The sequence below is a fragment of the Pseudomonas sp. Pme6b genome (assembly GCF_058129925.1).
The window spans coordinates 6022368-6044595 of the sequence record NZ_CM176704.1; the positions used below are offsets into that span (position 1 = coordinate 6022368).

Genomic DNA, 22228 nt, shown 5'->3' on the forward strand with positions numbered 1-22228 from the left:
CCATGCAGTCGGAAACGATCAAGGCAAAGCGGCTGACGTGGTCGAATGTCGCTCGAAGGCAGGTATCACTCGCACAGATAGTGCTGAGTGCAGGTGCTCTCGGGGTTCTGCTGCTGGCTTACGCCGTGTCGGCACACTTTCATGTCCACCAACAGCTGTACCACTACGGTCGCACCTGGTTGAAGGGCAATACGGCAGCCGAAAAGAATATCTGGTTGCCGGATTTCCATGTGGTTATCGACGCCAAACCACTTGCCCCGGACGTCGCCAATATCTCCGGGATAACCTACGACTACGACAATGATCGACTGCTGGCAGTGACCAACAAAGGCCCCATGCAACTGCTGGCGCTTGACGCGAACGGCGACATAATCGCTCGTTACCCATTGATCGGTTTCGACGACACAGAAGGCTTGGCTTATCTGGGTAACGGTCGCATCGTGCTGTGCGATGAAGATCTCCAGCAACTGGACATCATCACGTTGCCGACGCAAGCACGCCCAATCCACGTCGAGGAAGCCCAGTTCATTGCGCTACTGATCAACCCAAGTAACCAGAACAAGGGATTCGAGGGCGTGACCTATGATCCTGCCAACGACCGCCTGTTCGCGATCAAGGAACGCGATCCGCGCCAGATGTTCGAGGTTTCCGGAGTCCTGCGCTCCATTGATCAGGGCCGTTTGCAGATCAAAATTGCCGACCGGCTGGACTGGATCACGAAAAGCGTCGCTGCACGCGACCTTTCAGACGGTTACTTCGATCCGCGTACCGGTCATTTACTGCTGCTCAGCGATCAGTCACGCTCGATCACAGAACTGGACGGTAAAGGGCGTTTCGTCAGCATTCGATCACTGCTGGGTACATTTTCCGACCTCCAGAACAGCGCTCCCCAACCTGAAGGCCTGACCATGGATCACGACGGCAACCTGTACGTCGTCAGCGAGCCAAATCTGTTTTACAAGTTCTCTAAAGTGCCGAAACAACCCGTTGAAGAAATCAGGCCCTGAGCGCAGCGATGAGTTGAGAGCCTGAATTTTCACTGGCACATCTGAACTACCGCACTAGAACCAGGTTTCCATCTGGATGCCGAACTGCCAGACACCACCGGAGTTGAAATCACTTTTGCCGAAGTTGCCGGTCGTGCTGTAGCGGTCCAGATCCGAAGACCAGTTCATGAGGCTTGCGAACACTCGCAATTCGGGACGCGTTAGCAGGTCACCCATGTCCGGCTTGAAGGTCGGCGCAACCGTGAACTTCCAGAAGTTGCCGTCGACTGCATTGCGTTGCAGGTAGCCTTTGGGGTCAAGGTCCATGGTTTGCCAACTCAACTCGTAGGCCATCTCGAAGTTACTGTTGATCTCGTTGGCCAGGCGCATGTTCAGAGTGAGCCAGCGGTAATCGTCGCCTTTGACGTAGCGGTCTTTGCTCTGCTCGGCCAGCAAGCTCGGGCCGATGCGCCATCCCGGCGCAATAGGCGTCTCGCCGTACATCGCCAGACGCACCGCGCGGGCGTCGTCGATCAGTTCACCATCTGCGCCAATGTCCTTGACCTGAGCCCCCAGGCCCTGCCCATAGAGCAACGCCGTCTTGAAGAAGCCTTCCCTGCCGAAAAAGTCTTTCTGGTGATTGGCCAACATGGTGTGCAGGCCTGAATCTGCAGGCGCAAAACCCGCTTGATTAGTGCGCGTACCGACGTCGTTTTTCTTTGCGCCAATGGCGTTGAACATCCACTGCCACTGACCATTGTCGAAGAATTGGTTGGAGGTCAGGATGTAGCTTTCCACATCGGCATCGACGCCGCCCTCACTGAAATCGCCGTAGTTACGTCCGATCAGGGAGTAGTTCGAGCGCCAGTCCTTGGTCATCTGCACATCGTAGATACCGCCACCGGTCCCGGCCAGAAAGACCACGTCCGAGTCCAGCCAGTGGATATCGAAATTATCCCTGTCGAAGCGCTTGCCGGCCCACAGCGTGGCGTTTTCGAACACTGAATTCCCCTTGAAGGCGGCAATGTGGTCGAGTTCGGTAAATACCTGACGCACGTTCAGGCTGCTTTCGGTGGCCGTCCAGTCGTTATAGCTTTCAACGCCGTCGGCGATGGAGACGGTGAACTTGGAGCGCGTGCCGTTCTGCGCGTAGATCTCTTTCGACAGATCGAAGCGCATGTAGGTGTCGTCTTCGTTACCCAGGCGCCCGACCGCACCACCGACTGAACCTGCGGGGGTTGTATAAGGCCCACCGCGACCGCCGCCCAAACCGTCGTTGATCAACAGACCGGAACGAGCGTAGCCCTTGAAGCTGAACCCGTCGGTGAGGTGTCCGGCACTGCCTGGCTTCTCCATGCTTTGCTGGCGGGCTTCGAGTTTTGCCACGCGATCATCCAGAGCCGGCTGTGAACTGGCCGCAACGGTGGACGCAGAAGTGGGTGCGGCAGGCTGCAAAGCGGGGGTAGAGAGTTTGAGTTGCTGAAGCTCCCTGGCGAGCGCCTGGGTTTGCTGTTCGGCTGCGGCTGCACGTTTTTCCGCAGCGCTGGCACGGGCTTCGAATGCGGCCATCCGCTCTTCCAGAGTCGCGGCCTGAGAGACGGTTGTCGAGGTGCCGAGTACCCCTGCGAGTAGCCATCTTGATGCGTTCTGCATGTGGACTTCCTGTTTTGTTTTTATTGTTTTCGTGACGTTGGCCGAGCCCTTTTCCTTCAGCACAAAATTGTGCAAATCGGAGAAAAAAGGGTGCCACATCGAAAATACGCTGTTACATTGATGATGTTAACGTTAACTTTTATAAAAACAAAAATAAAGAGGGCTCTATGAAACAGCTGAAATCTCTTCTTCCCGCCGCGCTGCTCACCCTGTCTGCCGGGTTTTCTGCGCTGTCGAACGCATCTGATCTAACGATCTCGTGCGGGGCCGTCGGCGCTGAATTGCAACTGTGCAAGGATGCAGTCGATAGCTGGTCAAAACAGACCGGCAACAACGTTCAAGTGGTTTCCACGCCTAACTCGGCAACCGAACGCCTGTCGTTCTACCAGCAGATCCTCAGTGCCAAGTCCACCGACATCGACATCATTCAAATCGACATGGTGTGGCCGGGGATGCTCGCCAAACACCTGACGGATCTGCGCGAACTGCTTCCGGCAAATGCGACACAAGGCTATTTCCAGGCACAGGTGGACAACGCCACCGTCGACGGCCGGCTGGTGTCGATGCCCTGGTTTACCGACTCGGGGCTGCTGTATTACCGCAAGGATCTGCTCGACAAGTACCAGCAGCCGGTCCCCCAGACCTGGGAGGACATGACCGCTACCGCCAAAAAAGTGCAAAAAGCCGAACGCGATGCGGGGAATGCCACTATGTGGGGCTACGTGTTCCAGGGGCGCGCCTATGAAGGCCTGACGTGCAACGCCCTGGAATGGATCAGCAGCCAGCCGGACGGCGGACTGGTCAACCCGCGCGGAGACATCGTGGTCAACAGCCAGGCCTCACGAGTCGCGCTGACCCTGGCAAAAAGCTGGATCGGCGAGATCTCACCGCCCGGCGTACTTAACTACACCGAGGAAGAAGGCCGTGGCGTATTCCAGTCGGGAAATGCGCTGTTCATGCGCAACTGGCCTTACGTCTGGGCCTTGGTGCAAAGCAAGGACAGCGCGATAAAAGACAAGGTCGGCGTCGCGCCCCTGCCCAGTGGCGGCGCAAACGGCACCCACGCTTCAACGCTCGGAGGCTGGGGCCTGGCGGTTTCGCGCTACAGCCGCAACCCCAAACTGGCGGCAGAACTGGTTGCCTACCTTACCAGCGCCCAGCAGCAAAAACAGCGTGCCCTGGCAGGTGCCTACAACCCGGTCATCGAGTCCCTGTATGCCGACCCCGAGTTGCTCGCGGCGATGCCTTACTACCCGCAGCTGCACAGCATCCTCAGCAATGGGGTCATGCGCCCCGCCGCGATAACGGCCAACGGCTACCCACGCGTCTCCAACGCATTCTTCGATCGGGTGCATAGCGTGCTGGCGGGCGATATTCCGGTCGATCAGGCACTGGTCGAACTGGAACGCGAACTGACCCGCATCAAACGCCGGAACTGGTAAGCCACACGTAAGGAAATCAACATGCCCGTCTCTTCTACCGACTTCCCCGGAGACGACGAACTCGTCACCCGGGAAACGCCTGTACAACGTCGCAGGCTACGCGCCGCCTGGCTGTTTCTGACGCCGATGCTCGTGTGCCTGGTCCTGGTGGCGGCCTGGCCGTTGCTGCGCACATTCTGGTTCAGCCTGACCGATGCCGATCTGTCGGATACCGGCAGTGGCTCATTCGTGGGCCTGAGCAATTATCTGCTCTACGACGGCGTCATCTGGTCTGGCGTGCTGGTCGATCCGCAATGGTGGAACGCGGTGCGCAACACCCTGCATTTCACCGTGGTGTCGGTCGGGCTGGAAATGGTCCTGGGACTGATGGTGGCGTTGCTGTTGAACGTCAAGTTCACCGGCCGCGCGCTGGTCCGTGCGTTGATTCTGATCCCTTGGGCGATTCCGACCATCGTCTCGGCGAAGATCTGGTCGTGGATGCTCAATGACCAGTTCGGCATCATCAACCATATGATGCTGAGCCTGGGCCTGATCGACGCGCCGCTGGCCTGGACGGCAGATGCGGACCTGTCGATGTGGGCAGTGATCATCGTCGACGTCTGGAAGACCGTACCCTTTGTCACCCTGCTGATGCTCGCGGCACTGCAGATGCTGCCAAGCGATTGCTACGAAGCCGCCCGGGTCGACGGCATTCATCCGGTGCGGGTGTTCTGGCGAGTCACCTTGCCGTTGCTGATGCCAGCCTTGTTGGTCGCCGCGATCTTTCGCATTCTCGATTCGTTGCGGGTCTTCGACGTCATCTACGTCCTGACCTCCAACTCTTCGAGCACCATGAGCATGTCGGTCTATGCCCGCCAGCACCTGGTGGAGTTCCAGGACGTCGGCTACGGCAGCGCCGCCTCCACCCTGCTGTTTCTGGTCGTGGCAGTGATTGCCATGCTTTATCTGTACCTCGGACGTCGCCAGCTGGAGGTGCGCTCATGAACCTGCGCCCACTGAAGAAAGCGCTGCTGCGCCTGGCCTTCTGGGGCCTGGTCGGGGTCGTGCTGCTGTACGCGATCTTCCCTTTCTATTACGCCATCCTGACCTCGCTGAAACCGTCCAGTGCCTTGTTTGAAGTGAGCTACTGGATCACCGAAGCCGACTTCTCCAATTACGCAGCGGTCCTCAGTCAGGCGTCATTCCTGCAGGCCATCGCCAACTCGCTGGTGGTTGCGCTGAGTGTGGTAGTGCTGGCGCTGTTCCTGGGCCTGACGGCGTCCTACGCCCTGGGCAGGGTCAAGTTCCGAGGCCGCGGCACGGTGCTGATGATGGTGCTCGGCGTCTCGATGTTTCCTCAGGTCGCGGTGCTGTCGGGGCTGTTTGAAGTCATCCGCGCACTGGGTCTGTACAACACCTCATGGGCACTGATCCTGAGCTACACGATTTTTACCCTGCCCTTCACCGTCTGGGTGCTGACCACGTTCATGGGGCAACTGCCGCATGAGCTGGAAGAAGCGGCAATCATGGATGGCGCATCGCCCTGGGTCACGCTCACCCGTGTGCTGTTGCCGCTGCTGTGGCCCGCGCTGGTCACAACCGGCCTGCTGGCTTTTATTGCCGCGTGGAACGAGTTCCTGTTTGCCCTGACCTTCACCCTGACAGACGCGCAACGAACGGTCCCGGTCGCCATCGCCCTGATTTCGGGTGGCAGCTCCCACGAATTGCCTTGGGGCCTGTTGATGGCGGCGTCGGTGCTGGTGACCGTCCCACTGGTGATTCTGGTGCTGATCTTCCAGCGCCGCATCGTTTCCGGCCTCACTGCCGGCGCGTTGAAAGGTTGATGCACACAACTGACAAGGAACAGCATCGTGATGAAATTGAAGCTAGCCAACATCAACAAGCAATTGGGCGGCACGCGCATTCTGCGCGATGTCAGCCTGGAGATCGCTGCGGGTGAGTTCGTTGTGTTCGTCGGCCCTTCGGGCTGCGGAAAGTCGACGCTGCTGCGCTTGATCGCCGGACTGGATTCGATCTGTGCAGGCGACCTGCTGATCGACGGACGACGGGTCAATGACCTGGAACCGCGCGAGCGTGGTGTTGGTATGGTCTTTCAGTCCTACGCCCTGTACCCGCACATGAGCGTCTACGACAACATCAGTTTCGGCCTCAAGCTGGCCAAGACGGAAAAAAGCAGCCTGCGCGAACGCGTGCTGAAAACCGTGCAGATCCTGCAACTGGACAAACTGCTGCAGCGCAAGCCCCGGGAATTGTCCGGCGGGCAGCGTCAGCGCGTGGCCATGGGCAGAGCCATGGCGCGGGAACCGGACATCCTGTTGTTCGATGAACCGCTTTCCAACCTGGACGCCTCGCTGCGGGTCCAGATGCGCAACGAAATCGCCCGGCTCCACAAGCGGCTGGGCTCGACGATGATCTACGTCACCCACGATCAGGTAGAGGCCATGACCCTGGCTGACAAAATTGTCGTCCTCAACGGCGGTCAGGTCGAACAGGTTGGCTCACCACGCGAACTCTATGAGCGCCCCGCCAGCCTCTTCGTCGCCGGTTTTCTGGGCTCGCCAAGAATGAATTTTCTGCCAGTCCGCTTGCACGCACCAAGCCGCAACAGCCTGATCGATATCCCGGCACTGGGCATGACATCCCTGCCCTTCGACAGCTCGAACCTGGCCGACGACGCGCAATTGACCCTGGGTGTCCGTCCGGAACACATATCTCTAAGTGCAGCGAACAGTGGCACTGGCGTCACCGTGACCAGTGTCGAATACCTGGGTAGCGAGGTCTATGTGCATCTGGCTACAGACGAGAACGAACCCTTGATCTGCCGGTGCGAGGCAAAAGCCGGATGGCAGGTGGACGACCGGGTCGCGCTGCAGTTCGATACCGAAAATCTGCACGTGTTCGACGCCGATGGCCTGGCCTTGAAACGCCACTCTGACGCCGACCAACACCTGACACACGACACCACGCCGCACTTCGTACAAGCGGGTTCCCTATGAGTTTTTCTGTGAATGCCATGAACGGTCCAATATCCACCGCCCTTGAGCGCGCGCACCATGCATTGAGGGATAGCCTGGCGCAGGTAATCCACGATTATCGACCCGGTTATCACCTGGCCCCGCCTGCGGGCTGGATGAACGACCCTAACGGGGTGGTGTTCTTTCGTGGCGAATATCACGTGTTCTATCAGCACCACCCGTTCGACGCGAAATGGGGCCCGATGTACTGGGGCCATGCAAAGAGTGCCGATCTGGTCCATTGGCAGCACCTGCCCATTGCCCTGGCACCCGGTGATGACTTCGACCGGGACGGTTGTTTTTCCGGCAGCGCAGTGGTGTGTGGCGACACCCTGGCACTGATCTACACCGGGCACACCTGGCTGGGTGAGGTAGGCGACGAGCTTTTGATCCGTCAGGTGCAGTGCCTGGCCACCAGTCTCGACGGCATCAACTTCGTCAAACACGGTGCCGTCATCGACAGCCCGCCGCAAGACACGATCATTCATTTCCGTGATCCGAAGGTCTGGCAGCAGGATGACCACTGGTACCTGATTGCCGGTGCGCGTCTGGGCGACAGGCCGTTGCTGCCGTTGTATCGGTCTGTGGACCTGCACGCGTGGGAATTCGTGAGCTATGTATCCAGCGGCAACGAAGGCGATGGTTATATGTGGGAATGCCCTGACCTGTTTCGCCTTGATGGACGCGATGTACTGCTTTACTCCCCCCAAGGCATGCCAGCCCAGGGCTACGAGCGACTGAACAAGTTTCATACCGGCTACCGAGTGGGCCAAATCGACAGCCAGTGGCAGTTCAACGGCGGGCCTTTTATCGAACTGGATAACGGCCATGACTTTTATGCTGCGCAGACCCTCGTGGCTGCCGATGGCAGACGTCTGGTGTGGGCGTGGCTCGATATGTGGGAAAGCCCGACCCCCACAGCAACCCATCACTGGCGCGGAATGCTCGGCCTGCCACGCGAACTCGAACTGCGCGACGATCGCCTTTGCGTGCACCCCGCACGCGAACTGACAGCGCTGCGCAATGCGTCATTGCCAGGCACTCCCTGGTGGAGCGAAGCGGGCACTCAGTGGCTGAATGACGTACACGGCGATCTGCTGGAAATCCACGTGCACCTGGACCTGCTCGACTGCATCGAAGGTCACCTGGGAGTGGCGTTGCGTTGCAGTTCAGATGGCAAGGAGCAAACTCTGCTTTACTACGATGCGTCGCTAAAACGTTTGATACTGGACCGCGATCAGTCGGGCAGCCACGTCAGCGGTCAACGCAGCGTAGCAATAGATCCACAACAGGACCGGCTTGAGCTGCGAGTCTTCCTGGATCGCTCGTCGATTGAGGTGTTTGACCAAAACGGCAGCTTCAGCTTCAGTAGTCGCCTTTATCCAAAGACCGACAGCCTGGGGGTCAAGCTTATTGCCAACGGAACCGGAGGCCGGGTGTGCATTGCCAACGCATGGGAACTCTCTTCGGGATGCTTACAGGTAAATCATTGAAGTCGCGAAAAAAATCAGGCCTCTGTAGCATGATAATTATCAGTCAACCTGACAGGCCCCGCCTTGCATGACCTCAGTTAAAGACGTTGCACGATTGGCCGGTGTGTCCCTGATGACGGTATCCCGGGCGCTCAATAATCCGGAAAAACTGAGCCCCGAGACGTATCAGCGAGTCCGTAGCGCGATTGACGAGCTTCAATTCGTACCCAGCCTGTCAGCGCGCAGGATTCGCGGCGACAACTTGCAGACACGAACCATCGGAGTGTTTGCGCTGGACACCGCGACAACGCCGTTCGCAGTAGAGCTGCTGCTGTCCATCGAGCAGACCGCACAGCAGGCAGGCTGGAACGTATTTATCCTCAACCTGCTAAGCAACCCGCCCACTGACCAGAACGTCGACCTGATGCTGTCCCACCGACCTGACGGGTTGATCTTCAGCGCCATGGGGTTGCGCGAAGTGACTATTCCCCAGCGCTTGAAAAGCAAACCGCTGGTGCTCGCCAACTGCGTAGCCGATGACAGCAGCCTCGTCAGTTATGTGCCGGACGACGAAACAGGGCAGTACCGCGCCTTGCACCATGCGTTCAGCCAGGGCTACCGACGTCCGTTGTTTATCAATCTGCCAAAAAAGAGCCTGGCCTGGAAAATTCGCCAGGCGGGTATGCAGCGTGCCTGCCAGGCATTCGGCCTGGCTACCGGCGAACTCTTGCAATACGACCTCTCCGAGCATGACGCCTATGGGGAAACCGCAGCCATCCTTGAACGGCACATGATTGATGGCCGTCCGCAGTTCGATATTCTGATCTGCGGCAATGACCGCATAGCCTTTTGTGCCTACCAACTGCTGCTGGGCCGTGGCCTGAAAATCCCCGGTGATGTCGCCGTGCTGGGCTATGACAATATGATCGGCATTTCCGAACTGTTCATCCCCGCGCTGACCACGGTGCAACTGCCGTATTACGAGATCGGTCGCAATGCCGCCCGGTACTTGATCGATGGCCTCGAAGTCTCGGGTGCCCAGCCGGTAGATTGCCCGCTTGTGGCCAGGGAATCGTTATGAAGGGCTTGCGGTTTCGGTAACGTCAGTTCGAAGCTGGCTTTGTAACCGCCAACATCATCACAGAGCAACTTGATCAGCGATCGGTTGCTATCGACTCGCGTCAACCCAGCGCTTGACGACCCGACGATGACAATCGGCCGGAGTCAGCACCTTGCCCGCCTTGGAACGTACGGCGATGGTTTCTACTGACTCCGACAATTCATTGTCGAGCAGCACCGAGTAGCTCTCCCCTGCGTTGAACAAGTAGCGCTCCCCCCACTGGCGCATGCTGACGACGATGGGGAACACCGCGCGGCCCATATCAGTCAGCACATATTCTTTGTAGGCACTGCCGTCGGAGGCCGGCTGAATGTCGAATACGCCCAACTCCACGAGCATTTTGAGCTTGACCGTGAGGATGTTCTTGGCGAGACCAAGACGTTTCTGAAATTCACTGAAGCGGCGAACGTCGTCGAACGCGTCGCGGATGATCATTAAAACCCAGCGATCTCCGATTGCTTCAAGCGTGCGGGCGACAGGGCATTCGCTCTGCGCCAATAATTGCTGTTTGGCCATGGGGCTCCTGGAGGCGAGGTAGCAGGAAATGTAAAAAGTTCTAACGTCAGACGAAAATGTTTTACACATGTGGTTGCATTTAACAACCTCGTTTGTTAAAAGTTCACACAAGGTTTTCTTTTGCAACCATATATTCCAAGGATCGAGCGATGCCGTTCAAGTCTCGTGCCCCGGTAAAGATGGAAATCGAAGCCGAAAAATCCAGCGGTGGGTACACGCAAGCTCCCCAACCCCGGGACACCCCCAAGCTTAGTCGCTATCAAACTTTTCTTTTTGCAATTACCTGCGCCATGGCGGTCGCAAACGTCTACTTCGCCCAGCCTTTGCTGGAATCGATGGCTGCCAGCCTGTCGGTTTCGCCGGGCACGATTGGTATCGTAGTGACCGCGACGCAAGCGGGTTATGCGGTCGGATTGTTGTTCATCGTTCCGCTGGGTGATTTGCTCAATCGCAAGAAACTTATCCTTACACAAATGCTGCTGTCGGCTCTGGCCCTGTGCGCAGTTGGTCTGTCGCAGGATTGGGGCATGTTGCTCGGCTCGATGGTGCTCGTGGGCCTGATGGCAGTCGTGGTGCAGGTGGTGGTTGCCTACGCCGCTTCGCTGGCGAGTCCCGAGCAGCGTGGCGAAGCCGTCGGCACCGTGACCATTGGCGTGGTGCTGGGAATTCTGCTGGCCCGCTTCGTCTCCGGTGCAGTGGCTGATCTGGCCGGCTGGCGCGGCGTTTATTTTGTCTCGGCCGCCCTGATGACCGGCATGGCACTGGTGCTGATGCGCGCCATGCCTGCCTCCACAACGCCACCAGCTAAAGGCGGCTACTGGCAATTGCTGCGATCGGTGTTCCAGTTGTACCTGACCGAACGTGCATTGCGTGTCCGGGGCACCTTCGCCCTGCTGATCTTCGCCGCATTCAGTGTGTTATGGACGTCGATGGTACTGCCGCTCAGCGCCCCCCCGTTGTCGCTGTCACACACCCAGATTGGTTTGTTCGGACTCGCCGGTGTGGCCGGTGCGCTGGCAGCGGCACGGGCCGGACGGCTCGCCGACCAAGGGCTCGGCAATCGCACCACGGGCGTCGCGCTGGCACTGTTGACCTTGTCCTGGTTGCCTACGGCGTTCGTTGAACACTCATTACTCGCCATGGTGGTGGGTGTGGTGTTACTGGATTTCGCCGTGCAAGCCGTCCATGTCACCAATCAGAGCCTGATCTTTGCCGCACGCCCCGATGCGCAAAGCCGACTGGTGGGTGCTTACATGTGTTTCTACTCGGTAGGCAGTGGTCTGGGTGCCATCGCTGCGACTTATACATATGCACACTTTGGCTGGGTCGCCGTTTGTAGTTTGGGTGCCGCCATCAGCGCAGTTGCCCTGCTGTACTGGACCTACCTGGAACTGACGTCCACATAACGTTCAACCCTTAATAAACTTCTCGCGATCGTCAGTTAACGGATGGCGTGAAACAGTGGGAAGCCGGTGGCAAGAACATCATCCCGCTGGGCTGCCGCGTCGGGGATGACCACCTTCACCAAGGCAAATAATCCATGAAACCACTGCACGTAGTGTTGGCTGTATTGATAACGGCAATCTGGGGTGTGAATTTCTCGGTGATCAAACTGGGACTGGCCACCGTCGATCCGCTCATCCTGGCGGGTATACGCTTCAGTCTCTGTGCATTACCGGCGATTTTCTTCATCCGTAAACCCGACGTGCCGTGGCGCTACATCATCGGCTATGGCCTGGTGTTCGGCATTGGTCTGTGGGGCGTGGTCAACCTGGGTATCAAGGCAGGGCTGTCGGCGGGCATCGCGTCCTTTGTGCTGCAGTTCAGCGCGTTCTTCACCATCCTGCTCGGCGGTTGGGTGTTCAAGGAAGCGCTGACCCGCTTCCAGGTGCTGGGCATGTTGATCGCCCTCGCGGGGCTGTTGTGCATCATCAAGATCAGTGACGGTTCGGTGAGCCTCACCGGCGTGTTACTGGTGCTGATGGGCGCAGCGTCCTGGAGCGTTGCCAACATCATCAACAAGAAAGCCAGCACCAAGGATGTCTTCGGCTTTCTGGTCTGGTCCAGCGCGTTTGCACCGATTCCGCTGTTCGCCCTCGATTACGCGGTGAACGGCAGCGCCGGCTACACCGCGTTTGTCAGTCAGGTGAATACGACTGCCGTGTTGTCGATCCTGTTTCAGGTCTATCCCAACACGCTGTTCGCTTACTGGATATGGAACTCGCTGCTCAAAACCTATCCGGTTTCCACAGTGGCGCCGCTGTCTCTGCTGGTGCCTATCTTCGGCATGCTCGGCTCGGTATTCGTGTTCAACGAAAATGTGCCGGTGAGCAAAGTACTAGCGGTGGTGTTGATCGTACTCGGCCTAGCAGTCGGCCTCTACGGTCAGCGTATGTTCAATGCTATGTTCGCGCGTCGTGCACGCACTTCAATGTGAGCCCAAGGGGCAAGATTTAACAACTCGAACACGACAAGAAAGCGGTTCTGACACAGCACTCTTGGCATGGTCTGTTTTATGCTTTTTGGCCCCTGGGGGATTCAAGCGCAGCGGCTAAGATGCTTGAGCGAAGTCTTGGCCGCCGGCCTGCTTCCGTCCCAATGAAACCTCAAGGATATGAGTGCAATGTCGCGTAAAGTTTTCGTAGCCGGCGCATCCGGTGTAATCGGCAAAGCCCTGCTCAAGCTCTTGGTAGCTGCGGACTACAGCGTATATGGCGCTACCCGTCGCGCCGAAAAAGTGAAGGACATTGAGGCCACGGGTGCTACGGCAGTGGTGGTCGATGTCTATGACGCCGAGCGTTTAAACCAAGAGTTGGTGCGCATACAGCCATGGGCTGTTATTCATCAACTGACAGATCTGCCTCGTGGCCTGAGTCCCGAATTGATGGCAAAAGCGGTCGAGAACAACGCGCGTATCCGTACAGAAGGAACGCGTAATCTGGTAGCCGCCGCTCGGGCTGCTGGCGCTACGCGTCTGATAGCTCAAAGCATCGCCTGGGCCTACCGTCCAGGCGAAACCCCTTATCTGGAAACCTGTCCTCTGGACGAGGAGGCACAAGGCAGTCGCGGCGTCAGCGTGGGTGGTGTGGCGGCCTTGGAACAGCAAGTGCTGAGCGAGCCTGCATTGAACGGAACCATCTTGCGCTATGGCCAGTTATACGGGCCCGACACTGGCACTGACGAGCCGACCGGCACCAGCCCTGTACACGTACAAGCCGCTGCCCGCGCAGCACTGCTGGCGTTGCAAACAGAGCAAAGTGGTGTTTTCAATATCACCCAGGACAGCCCGACCGTCAGCAACGAAAAAGCCAAGCGCGTACTGGGGTGGTCGCCTACCGAAGAGGCTTGACGCGCCAACGCAGCTATTCCGTACGAAGACAGGCTTTCTATCTCCAGTTGCTTGCCTGCCAAGGTCAACAGATGGCAACTTTCAGACAGGAAGTGCTATGAAACCACTGGACAATGTTTTTCATGAGTTGCACAAGAATGGCCTTTTGATCCTGGCCAATGTCAGCGATGCAGGCGGCGCAAGAGTCGTAGAGTCATTGGGTGCCACCGCGATCGCCACCAGCAGTGCGGGCATGGCATGGGCGCATGGTTACGCCGATGGCAACCAGCTCCCCCTTACGCGGCTGGCGGCCAGCGTTGAATCCATGACGCGAATACTGCACGTCCCCCTGACCGTAGACATTGAGGCCGGTTACTCCGACGACCTCCAGCACGTTGTCAGGGTTGTCGAAGCAGTTGTCACTTCAGGTGCGGTGGGTATCAACATCGAAGACGGTACCGCACCACCGGAGGTACTTGTGCGCAAAATCGAAGTTGCCCGAGAAGTCGCCAACAAACACGGCGTTAACCTATTCATCAATGCACGCAGTGACGTCTACCTGAAAAGCCTGGTGCCCGCCTCCCAGCGTCTCGATGAAATCATCCGGCGTGCAGCGCTTTATGCACAAGCAGGAGCCAACGGCCTTTTCGCCGCAGGTATGGTCACGCCCGCCGAGATTTCCACACTGTGCAACGCCTCCACACTACCGGTGAACCTGCTTGCCCGCGACGGGCTGTCGGCACCCGAAGAATTGCAGCGCCTAGGCGTTAGACGCTTGAGCGCCGGTTCAAGTATTGCGGAGTTCCTGTACGGCGCGATGGAAGGGCTGGCCCGCTCTTTCATCGAGCGCGGACAGCTGGATACGCAGGCGCTCACGGGTTTTACGTATGGGAAGTTGAATGGGTTAATGGGGGAGCGTGGATAAAGCGACAGGCCCTTGGGCAGATTGAGCGAAAAGTGCTCAGGAGCATGGGGCCATGACGTCTTCCGCGACATCCCTACTTAGGTAACGCGGCGCGGTGATAGGCCATTTAATGAACATCACCGCGGATGCAGAACACTCCGGACCGGTGCTTTTCAGGGACCTAAGCCAGCGATGTTCGTGGCTTAAGGGAAACACGTGGGGAAAAGCGGCGGCGTGCGAAAGTTTTAATTCACAAAAACACTGATTTTAGAGAATTAAAACTGTCTCAGCCAGTAACGACGCGGCTTTCACGTAGTTTTGTCAGCACCGGTGGCTAGTTAGTCGCCGCCAGATCGCGCTGGGCGCTCATCCAGGCTTGCAGCATGTCCATGATCGAGACGGCTTTTTCTTGCCGTATTCGGCGCCGTAAATCCAGTTCCAGGTCGCGGACTTCGCTCTCGATTTCGTACAACAACTGGATGTAACGCAGTGCTTGCTCAGCAAGCTTGCTTTTATTCGTAGCGTGTAGTTCGAAGAACTTGCGCCGCGTATGAGCCACGCAGCCAATCTCGGTCACGCCTAGTTCGAAGCTGGCTTTGTAATCGCCAAAATCATCGCAGACCAGCTTGCCCGGCCAGTCATTCAGGAAGTTGCGAGCGTGCTCTCCGGCGCGGCTAGGGGTGTCTTTGCAGAAGCTTGAGCCGTGTGCTGGAAAACTCCCATGCAAGGTTCTTAGGGGTTGGACACGGGCAACTGCGTCTGACTACCCTACAACCAGATGCGGCCATGACCCGTATGCGTATATGAAAGATGTTCTCACGCGCCTGCCGACGCATCGGGCGAGTGAGATTGGTCAATTACTGCCGCATAACTGAAAACCGGTTTAATTACGCGAGAAGGGATGCCCGGACGGATACCTTTGACGGGCTTTTTCCAAGGAAGGCTGATGCGGTTGCATTCGGTGAGGCCAAGCGTGCAGCGCTTGCCGGAAACCTGAAGAGACGTCAGGAAGGACTGCTAAGGCAACTACTGGAGTTGCAGAAATACGAATGAGATTTACTTGGATAAAGCGTCTACAAGAGTAGGTAGCGGGTCTCTCCAGAATCGGAGGTGCATTTATGCCGACCCGTTGCCCGTGGACTCGCCAGCTATTCGTGGCACACGCAACCAGGCGGTAGCGGCACGAACAACACATGCCTTGAGCAACAGTCACCCATTCACTGTGCCTAGAAAGCTCTTGGGATATATTACCGGCTAACACGTGCGCTACGCACCCGCATATCCTCGATGCACGGTTCGCCGCGGCAGTCAAAGGCATTCCAAATGCGTTCCGGCCCAATGGCGTAGACCTCACCGCTCAGTAAGGTCGCTCAACTGCCTCATGGCACCACATAATCCACTTGGTGACGCGCCACCCGCAGCGCTCCCAGCTCTTGCTTCACCCGCAAGTGCTCCGGGTGTACAGCGTAATTGGCCAATGCCTGTTCGGACTCGAACTCGGTGTAGAGCACGACATCACAGGCGTAATCAATACGGCTAATGTCCACCCCCACCTCGATTTTAATCAGGCCTGGAATCCGGCCTGCGAGGCCCTCGAAACAAGCTTTGAGAAACATGCAGGCCTTAAGATTTGCTTGCGGGGTTTCTCCCGCCAGATTCCACATTACGATGTGCTTGATCATTGAGGCCTCCTTGCGGTGCTGTCCAGGCTTGGCATATCAACCCTTGTTTTTTTGATAGACGTCGACGAAAACCGCTGCGAGCAACACGGCGCCCTTAATCATTTGCTGGTAGTCGATGCCGATGCCCATGATCGACATACCGTTGTTGAGCACGCCCATGATAAAGGCGCCGATCACTACGCCGACCACCTTGCCTACACCGCCCGACGCCGATGCACCGCCGATGAACACGGCAGCGATTACGTCCAGTTCAAAACCGGTGCCCCCCCGGGGGGTCGCGCTGTTGAGGCGGGCGACGAAGATCAGTCCGGCCACGGCAGCCAGCACGCCCATGTTGACGAAGGCAAAGAAGGTCACCTGCGAGGCATTGATGCCCGAGAGTTTGGAGGCCTTCAGGTTGCCGCCCACCGCGTAGACCCAGCGCCCGATGACAGTACGGTTCATTACAAAGGTGTAGACGCCAATCAGCACGCTCATGATCACCATAACCGTCGGAATGCCGCGGTAGGTCGACAGTAGGTAGCAGAAGTACAGAATGAGAGCAGTCACTACACCATTCTTGAGCACAAACACAGCCAACGGCGCGACCACGCTACCGCTACGTACCGTGCGTCGGCGGCTACGGTATTCAACGACGCAGAACAGTGCGGCCACCGCCGCGCCCAGCAGCAGCGATGTCAGGCGCAAACTGTCATTGGCGAATAGCTCTGGAATAAAGCCCGAGCTCAGCGCGGTAAAGCTCGGTGGAAACGGCCCAATGGATTGCCCTTGAGAAATAGCGATGGTGGCTCCACGGAAAATTAGCATTCCGGCCAACGTCACGATAAAAGACGGCATACGCCAAACGGCCACCCAGTAGCCTTGGGCAGCCCCGATCAGGCCACCGGCAATCAGACAGATGACGGTCACGCTGAAGAAATCCATGTTGTACTGCACCATCAGTACCGCAGCAATGGAGCCGATCACGCCCACCACCGAGCCGACCGATAGGTCGATGTGTCCGCACACAATCACCATCAGCATGCCGAGCGCCATAACCACGATGTAGCTGTTTTGCAACAGTAGGTTGGTCAGGTTTAACGGCTGCATCAAGGCGCCGTCGGTAGCCACCTGGAAGAAGATCATGATGACGATCAAAGACGCCAGCAGTCCGTACTCACGGGCGCCGCGTTTGAAAGAGGCCATCGCCGCAGGTTGGGATGAGTGAGGCAAACTGACTTCGCTCACTGGATCACCTCGTTTTTCATGATTGCTTGCATTATTTTTTCCTGGGACGCCTCGGCAATCGTAAACTCGCCCACGAAACGGCCTTCATTCAACACATAGATGCGGTCGCAGGTGCCGAGCAGTTCTGCCATTTCTGAAGAAATCATGACAACGCACCTGCCCTCGCTGACCACTTGATTGACCACGGCATAGATTTCATATTTGGCGCCTACATCTATACCCCGGGTGGGCTCATCGAGAATCAGCACTTTGGGGTCGGAGAACAACCATTTGCCTAAGACGACCTTCTGTTGGTTCCCGCCCGAGAGCGTCTCCACGGATTGTTCAACGTTGGGACTGCGAATGTGCAGGCGCGAACGAAAGTCCTGGGCCACGGCGGTTTCGGCCAGACCATTCATCACCCAACGTTTGGAGACAGCCGCCAAGTTCGCCATGCTGGTATTGCGGGTAATGCTGTCACCCAACACCAAGCCGGCGTCCTTGCGGTCTTCGGTGGCGTAGGCCAGCCCAAGGTCAATGGCCTTGCGCACGGTGCGCACATCGACTTCCCTGCCTTCCAAACGCGCCGTGCCGCGAAAGTGAGTACCGTAGGAGCGGCCGAACACGCTCATGGCCAGTTCGGTACGGCCGGCCCCCATGAGCCCGGCAATGCCGACGACCTCGCCACGCCGTACATGGAAACGAACATCGCGGATACGATCACGGCCGGGCTGGTCGGGGTCCCCGACCGACCAGCCTTCGACCTCGAACAACACCTCGCCGATATTTGGCACTCGTGTGGGATAGCGGTCCGACAACTCCCGCCCGACCATGGAGCGGATCACCCGTGTTTCGTCGATGGGTTCGGCACGGCAGTCGATGACATCCACCGTCCTGCCGTCGCGAATCACCGTGATTTCGTCCGCTACCCGTCCGATCTCGTTGAGTTTGTGCGAAATAATGATGGAGGTGATGCCGCGTCCCTTGAGCTCCAGCATCAGTGCCAGCAGGGTGTCGCTGTCCTGTTCATTCAGGCTGGCTGTGGGCTCGTCAAGAATCAGCAGGCGCACATCTTTGGCCAGCGCCTTGGCGATCTCGACCATTTGTTGCTGGCCGATACTCAGGCTAGCCACAAGCGTCTGGGACGGCACTTTCAGCCCCACGCGGCTGAGCAGTTCGCGGGCGCGCCGATGCGCCCTGTCCCAGTCGATCACGCCGCGGGTGGCTATCTCGTTGCCCAGAAAAAGGTTTTCGGTCACCGACAACATTGGCACCAGGGCCAGCTCTTGGTGAATGATGCAAATGCCCAGGGCCTCGCTGTCGCGCAGATTGTAGAAGGTGCGCGCCTGACCGTCGAAGAGCACCTCACCCTCGAAGCTGCCGTGCGGATACACGCCGCTGAGAATTTTCATCAAGGTTGACTTGCCTGCGCCGTTTTCGCCACAGATGGCATGGATGTCGCCTTCATCCACCTTGAGGCTCACGCAGGTCAGCGCTTTGACCTCACCGAAACTCTTCTGGATGTTGCGCATGTCGAGAATTGTTTTAGTCATGATCGTTCTCCCGCCCGACCACGGTCGTCAGCGACCGTGCTCTGTACACTTAACTAGCGCAACTGTTCCAGGGTGTAGAAGTGAGCGTCGTCGACAAGAATTTTTTGCCAGTTGCTGCGATCCACCAGCTGAGGGGTGAGCAATTGGGTGGGCACGATCATTGAGCCGTTGTTGTAGGACTTGGAGTCATTGACCGTTACTGCCTTGCCCGTTAGCTCGGCGTCGACCATCTGTGCCGCCGTACCCGCCAGCGCACGGGTGTCTTTGAAGATAGTCGAGGACTGATTGCCCGCGATGATCGACTTGACGCTGGACACTTCAGCGTCCTGGCCTGTCACAATCGGCATGGCCGAGGTGCCGCTGCCATAGCCCACACTGAGCAGCGAGGAAACCACGCCATTGGCGATCTGGTCATTCATCGCCAGCACCGCATCCAGGTGCGCGTTGCCATAGAAGGCGCTCAACAGGTTGTCCATTCGCGACTGAGCCAAGGCACCATCCCAGTTGGGTGTGGCGGTCTTGTCCATGTCAATCTGACCACTGCGAACCACCAGTTTGCCACTGTCGATAAAGGGCTTGAGCTGCGACATCACCCCGGCGTACACCACGTGCGCGTTATTGTCGTCGGTGGAGCCCGCGAAAATTTCCAGATTGAACGGGCCTTTACCCTGCTTGAGCGTCAGCGAGTCGACAATAGACTGCCCCTGCAGCACGCCCGTGCGGTAGTTATCGAAAGTGACGTAGTAATCAAAGTCCTTGGAGTTACGGATCAGGCGATCATAGGAAATGACCTTGATACCTTTATCTCTGGCCTGTTTGAGCACGTCAGCCATGGTCGTGCCGTCGATCGGCGCAATGATCAGCGCTTTCACGCCCTTGACCATCATGTTTTCGATTTGCGAGAGCTGAGTCGGTGCTTCGTACTGGGCGTACTGAAGGTCGGTGTCGTAACCGAGTTTTTTTAGAGAGTCAACGATACTGCTACCGTCCGAAACCCACCGTGCCTCGGTCTTAGAGGGCAGCGCGATACCTATGGTGCCTTTGGTATTGGCGTCTTGTTTGGAGCAAGCCGCCACGGCCAGCCCTAATGCCACGGTTGCGATCAGCTTGATGATTTTGTGCATGATGTCCCCGGTTTTTTGTTGTTGTCATTTCTCGGGGCCGCAACATCCCGACCAATCCTTGCTAGGGTCAGAGAGACGTTGATACCCGTAAGGACTGCAGGTGGTTACCAGGCCAAGCGAACTTCCTGGCCGTTGGCATCAGCGGACTCGAACAGTGCTTCGAGGATCACGTTGATGTTGTGCGCTTGGGTAGCCGGTACATTCGACGGCTCGCCAGTGCGCAGCGCTTTGACGAACGCGGCCGCCTCCCGGTCGAAGTATACCGGGTTGCCAATCTCCGCGACTTCTGGCGAGTAGACGGTCTTGCGCACCGCCCAGATCTCCGGGAAGCTGTTCTCGCTCCAGTGCGTCCAGCCCTGGGGATGCCCGTTCTTGCCATCGTGATAAAGCTTGTACGAAGCCGGCATCGGCGTGGAGTGCAGAGTGCCGTTGGTACCATAGGCAGTGATGTCCCAGCTCTCGGTCCAGGGCGTCGGGTCCCACGACATAAAGTCGATGGTGACTAGTTTGTCGTCATAGTTGAGCACCGCGCCGACCGCATCCTCGCGCGCCGAATCGCTCATCTGTCCGGCAAATTTGGTGATACGTGCATTCACCGAGTTGGGCTTGCCGAAGTGCAGGAGAATCCTGTCGATAGTGTGGCAACCAATCACGTAGAACGCCCCGCCGCGATCACCGGGCTGTTTCATATGGTTGCTGTCGGCCTCGTCGTGGGAGCAGCCGGCATGGGCACGCACCTGTAACACTTTGCCGATCTCACCGTTCTGCAACACCTGCTGCATTTTTTCCACTGACGGTGCGTACCGCCAGCAGTAACCCACCTGGAACAGGCCGCCTGTGCTTTGCACCGCGTCCACGATTCGCTGGGTGTCGTGGCTGCCACGCCCGGCCGGTTTCTCACACAGCACCGCCTTGCCGGCCTTGAGCGCCTCGATGGCCCAGTCGGCCATCAGATAGCTCTTGGGGTGTACTAGCACCACGTGCACATTGGGGTCGGCCAGAATCTCTTCCTTGCTCCGGGCCTCCAAGCCCAGCGCCTCACAGAAAGGCGTCAGCAAAGGGCTTTCATCGTAGGCCCCAAGAAAATGTGCATCGGTAATACGCTGGAAGGCTTTGACTCTTCCAGATGTATGTGGATGGGTGATGCCAAGGCAGGCGACGCCGATTTTAGTACCACTTTCAAGTTTGTAGGACATGATGCTCTCCTGATGTTCTGTCGAGGGTGGAGCCGATTACAGCCGTACCGCGCGACCGGTCTTGACCGACTCAACCGCCGCGTCGGCCAGGCGTAGAGCCTGAAGGCCGTCCTGCACCGTGGTTGGCATGGGCTTGCCATGGGCCAAGGCATCGATGTAGGCATCGAGTTCGGCTTTGTAGGCCTGCTGATAACGCTCCAGGAAAAAGTTGAGCAACGGCTCTCGGGCGTCCGTGACGTCTTCGCTCCAGCGACGAATGGTGGTGGGGCGCAGGTTATCCATTTGCAGCATGCCCTTGGAGCCGAATACCTCGATGCGCTGGTCATAGCCATACACACAGTGGCGGCTGTTGTTGATGTGGCACTGCTTTCCTGACGCGGTCTGCATCTGCACCATGGCGGTGTCGTAGTCGTCATGGCGCTGCATCAGCGGTGCGTCGATGAGGCGACTACCGACAGCCGACAGCTCGACCAGCTCTTCGCCCAACAGCCAGCGACCGATGTCCAGATCATGGATGGTCATGTCGCGAAAGATGCCGCCTGAGCTCATAATGTAGTCTTCGGGAGCCAGGCCCGGGTCACGGCTGCTGATGATGACCTGGCGCACCTCGCCAATGTCGCCAGCGTCGATGGCAGCGCGCATTTGGGCAAAGGTGTTTTCGAAACGGCGGTTGAACGCCAGCATCACTCGGCCATTGAGGCGCTCGACTTCCTCGACCGCCGCAACGCTCTTGGCCATGTCCAGATCGATGGGTTTCTCACACAGCACTGCCTTGCCTTGGCGCACGGCGCGCAGCATCAGGTTGATATGCGTGTGGGTCGGGGTGCCAATAACAATGGCGGCCACGTCGGGGCGGTCGATGGCCGCCTCGCAGTCGGTCATGGCTTCGGCCCCTAACTCCCCCGCCAAGCGCGCTGCGGCATCGGCAAAAGGGTCCGCGACTGCGACCAAGGTGGCAAACTTGCTCAAGGCCACGTTGGCCGCGTGGATTTTACCAATACGCCCCGCGCCAAGCACTGCGATACCTACCAT

At 58.0% G+C, this 22228-nt stretch carries 19 protein-coding genes and 2 pseudogenes; 12 read left to right on the forward strand and 9 right to left on the reverse strand.

Annotation, left to right across the window (positions count from 1 at the left end):
- Positions 1–2 precede the first annotated feature (2 nt).
- Complete coding sequence (locus AC4ANE_RS27425) at positions 3–1007, forward strand: SdiA-regulated domain-containing protein (RefSeq protein ID WP_031597014.1); 1005 nt, start codon at positions 3–5, stop codon at positions 1005–1007.
- 54 nt (positions 1008–1061) lie between these two features.
- Here the strand turns inward: AC4ANE_RS27425 and AC4ANE_RS27430 are convergent, their stop codons facing one another.
- A complete protein-coding gene (locus tag AC4ANE_RS27430; RefSeq protein WP_032074469.1) occupies positions 1062–2639 on the reverse strand; it encodes a carbohydrate porin in 1578 nt (525 codons plus the stop codon).
- A 167-nt stretch (positions 2640–2806) separates the two neighbouring features.
- Here AC4ANE_RS27430 and AC4ANE_RS27435 point away from each other — a divergent pair, with 167 nt between their 5' ends.
- The 6 genes from AC4ANE_RS27435 (at position 2807) to AC4ANE_RS27460 (ending at position 9648) form a co-directional block, all read left to right on the forward strand.
- Positions 2807–4081 (forward strand): ABC transporter substrate-binding protein, encoded by a 1275-nt coding sequence (locus AC4ANE_RS27435; protein ID WP_031597018.1) that lies wholly within the window; start codon positions 2807–2809, stop codon positions 4079–4081.
- Between the two features lie 21 nt (positions 4082–4102).
- Positions 4103–5065, forward strand: a complete 963-nt coding sequence (locus AC4ANE_RS27440; RefSeq protein WP_003430789.1) for a carbohydrate ABC transporter permease — start codon at positions 4103–4105, stop codon at positions 5063–5065.
- Positions 5062–5904 (forward strand): carbohydrate ABC transporter permease, encoded by an 843-nt coding sequence (locus AC4ANE_RS27445; RefSeq protein ID WP_003430791.1) that lies wholly within the window; start codon positions 5062–5064, stop codon positions 5902–5904. The genes AC4ANE_RS27440 and AC4ANE_RS27445 overlap by 4 nt, the downstream gene beginning before the upstream one ends.
- 27 nt (positions 5905–5931) lie before the next feature.
- Positions 5932–7077, forward strand: a complete 1146-nt coding sequence (locus AC4ANE_RS27450) for an ABC transporter ATP-binding protein (protein WP_274521411.1) — start codon at positions 5932–5934, stop codon at positions 7075–7077.
- Positions 7074–8588 (forward strand): glycoside hydrolase family 32 protein, encoded by a 1515-nt coding sequence (locus AC4ANE_RS27455; RefSeq protein ID WP_031597023.1) that lies wholly within the window; start codon positions 7074–7076, stop codon positions 8586–8588. The genes AC4ANE_RS27450 and AC4ANE_RS27455 overlap by 4 nt, the downstream gene beginning before the upstream one ends.
- 67 nt (positions 8589–8655) lie before the next feature.
- On the forward strand, positions 8656–9648 hold the full coding sequence (locus tag AC4ANE_RS27460) for a LacI family DNA-binding transcriptional regulator (RefSeq protein ID WP_031597025.1): 993 nt from the start codon (positions 8656–8658) through the stop codon (positions 9646–9648).
- 87 nt (positions 9649–9735) lie between these two features.
- Here AC4ANE_RS27460 and AC4ANE_RS27465 read toward each other — a convergent pair whose 3' ends face one another.
- The gene (locus AC4ANE_RS27465; protein ID WP_031597027.1) at positions 9736–10203 is read right to left on the reverse strand and encodes a winged helix-turn-helix transcriptional regulator; all 468 of its coding nucleotides are present in this window, start codon (positions 10201–10203) and stop codon (positions 9736–9738) included.
- 149 nt (positions 10204–10352) lie between these two features.
- Here AC4ANE_RS27465 and AC4ANE_RS27470 point away from each other — a divergent pair, with 149 nt between their 5' ends.
- The 4 genes from AC4ANE_RS27470 to AC4ANE_RS27485 all read left to right on the forward strand — a co-directional run bounded on the left by AC4ANE_RS27470 (position 10353) and on the right by AC4ANE_RS27485 (position 14456).
- The gene (locus tag AC4ANE_RS27470; protein ID WP_031597028.1) at positions 10353–11609 is read left to right on the forward strand and encodes an MFS transporter; all 1257 of its coding nucleotides are present in this window, start codon (positions 10353–10355) and stop codon (positions 11607–11609) included.
- Between the two features lie 134 nt (positions 11610–11743).
- Positions 11744–12640 (forward strand): EamA family transporter, encoded by an 897-nt coding sequence (locus AC4ANE_RS27475; protein WP_010217114.1) that lies wholly within the window; start codon positions 11744–11746, stop codon positions 12638–12640.
- Between the two features lie 186 nt (positions 12641–12826).
- Positions 12827–13552 carry an NAD-dependent epimerase/dehydratase family protein gene (locus tag AC4ANE_RS27480; protein WP_010217116.1) on the forward strand — a complete coding sequence of 242 codons (726 nt, stop codon included), beginning with the start codon at positions 12827–12829 and terminating at the stop codon, positions 13550–13552.
- Positions 13553–13649: 97 nt separating this feature from the next.
- On the forward strand, positions 13650–14456 hold the full coding sequence (locus AC4ANE_RS27485) for an isocitrate lyase/PEP mutase family protein (protein ID WP_031597030.1): 807 nt from the start codon (positions 13650–13652) through the stop codon (positions 14454–14456).
- A gap of 328 nt (positions 14457–14784) precedes the next feature.
- On the opposite strand, the pseudogene AC4ANE_RS27490 reads toward AC4ANE_RS27485, so the two are convergent.
- Positions 14785–15117: pseudogene (locus AC4ANE_RS27490) on the reverse strand (IS66 family transposase); the annotation flags it as partial.
- 100 nt (positions 15118–15217) lie between these two features.
- Here AC4ANE_RS27490 and AC4ANE_RS27495 point away from each other — a divergent pair.
- Positions 15218–15310, forward strand: a pseudogene (locus AC4ANE_RS27495) (transposase domain-containing protein); the annotation flags it as partial.
- A 504-nt stretch (positions 15311–15814) separates the two neighbouring features.
- Here AC4ANE_RS27495 and AC4ANE_RS27500 read toward each other — a convergent pair.
- The 6 genes from AC4ANE_RS27500 to iolG form a co-directional block, all read right to left on the reverse strand.
- A complete protein-coding gene (locus tag AC4ANE_RS27500) occupies positions 15815–16117 on the reverse strand; it encodes a Dabb family protein (protein ID WP_031597034.1) in 303 nt (100 codons plus the stop codon).
- A 36-nt stretch (positions 16118–16153) separates the two neighbouring features.
- On the reverse strand, positions 16154–17344 hold the full coding sequence (mmsB, locus tag AC4ANE_RS27505; protein WP_031597036.1) for a multiple monosaccharide ABC transporter permease: 1191 nt from the start codon (positions 17342–17344) through the stop codon (positions 16154–16156).
- Complete coding sequence (gene mmsA, locus AC4ANE_RS27510) at positions 17341–18876, reverse strand: multiple monosaccharide ABC transporter ATP-binding protein (protein WP_031597037.1); 1536 nt, start codon at positions 18874–18876, stop codon at positions 17341–17343. The genes mmsB and mmsA overlap by 4 nt, the downstream gene beginning before the upstream one ends.
- 53 nt (positions 18877–18929) lie before the next feature.
- Positions 18930–20000 (reverse strand): substrate-binding domain-containing protein, encoded by a 1071-nt coding sequence (locus AC4ANE_RS27515; RefSeq protein ID WP_044423898.1) that lies wholly within the window; start codon positions 19998–20000, stop codon positions 18930–18932.
- A 104-nt stretch (positions 20001–20104) separates the two neighbouring features.
- A complete protein-coding gene (locus AC4ANE_RS27520; RefSeq protein ID WP_031598259.1) occupies positions 20105–21196 on the reverse strand; it encodes a Gfo/Idh/MocA family protein in 1092 nt (363 codons plus the stop codon).
- 36 nt (positions 21197–21232) lie between these two features.
- Positions 21233–22228 (reverse strand): inositol 2-dehydrogenase, encoded by a 996-nt coding sequence (gene iolG / locus AC4ANE_RS27525; protein WP_031598260.1) that lies wholly within the window; start codon positions 22226–22228, stop codon positions 21233–21235.

Bases quoted from the DNA above. Each gene is read 5' to 3' on its own strand.
- AC4ANE_RS27425 (WP_031597014.1), top strand. From the start codon at position 3: ATGCAGTCGGAAACGATCAAGGCAAAGCGGCTGACGTGGTCGAATGTC.
- AC4ANE_RS27430 (WP_032074469.1), bottom strand. From the start codon at position 2,639: ATGCAGAACGCATCAAGATGGCTACTCGCAGGGGTACTCGGCACCTCG.
- AC4ANE_RS27435 (WP_031597018.1), top strand. From the start codon at position 2,807: ATGAAACAGCTGAAATCTCTTCTTCCCGCCGCGCTGCTCACCCTGTCT.
- AC4ANE_RS27440 (WP_003430789.1), top strand. From the start codon at position 4,103: ATGCCCGTCTCTTCTACCGACTTCCCCGGAGACGACGAACTCGTCACC.
- AC4ANE_RS27445 (WP_003430791.1), top strand. From the start codon at position 5,062: ATGAACCTGCGCCCACTGAAGAAAGCGCTGCTGCGCCTGGCCTTCTGG.
- AC4ANE_RS27455 (WP_031597023.1), top strand. From the start codon at position 7,074: ATGAGTTTTTCTGTGAATGCCATGAACGGTCCAATATCCACCGCCCTT.
- AC4ANE_RS27460 (WP_031597025.1), top strand. From the start codon at position 8,656: ATGACCTCAGTTAAAGACGTTGCACGATTGGCCGGTGTGTCCCTGATG.
- AC4ANE_RS27465 (WP_031597027.1), bottom strand. From the start codon at position 10,203: ATGGCCAAACAGCAATTATTGGCGCAGAGCGAATGCCCTGTCGCCCGC.
- AC4ANE_RS27470 (WP_031597028.1), top strand. From the start codon at position 10,353: ATGCCGTTCAAGTCTCGTGCCCCGGTAAAGATGGAAATCGAAGCCGAA.
- AC4ANE_RS27475 (WP_010217114.1), top strand. From the start codon at position 11,744: ATGAAACCACTGCACGTAGTGTTGGCTGTATTGATAACGGCAATCTGG.
- AC4ANE_RS27480 (WP_010217116.1), top strand. From the start codon at position 12,827: ATGTCGCGTAAAGTTTTCGTAGCCGGCGCATCCGGTGTAATCGGCAAA.
- AC4ANE_RS27485 (WP_031597030.1), top strand. From the start codon at position 13,650: ATGAAACCACTGGACAATGTTTTTCATGAGTTGCACAAGAATGGCCTT.
- AC4ANE_RS27500 (WP_031597034.1), bottom strand. From the start codon at position 16,117: ATGATCAAGCACATCGTAATGTGGAATCTGGCGGGAGAAACCCCGCAA.
- mmsA (WP_031597037.1), bottom strand. From the start codon at position 18,876: ATGACTAAAACAATTCTCGACATGCGCAACATCCAGAAGAGTTTCGGT.
- AC4ANE_RS27515 (WP_044423898.1), bottom strand. From the start codon at position 20,000: ATGCACAAAATCATCAAGCTGATCGCAACCGTGGCATTAGGGCTGGCC.
- AC4ANE_RS27520 (WP_031598259.1), bottom strand. From the start codon at position 21,196: ATGTCCTACAAACTTGAAAGTGGTACTAAAATCGGCGTCGCCTGCCTT.
- iolG (WP_031598260.1), bottom strand. From the start codon at position 22,228: ATGGTAGGTATCGCAGTGCTTGGCGCGGGGCGTATTGGTAAAATCCAC.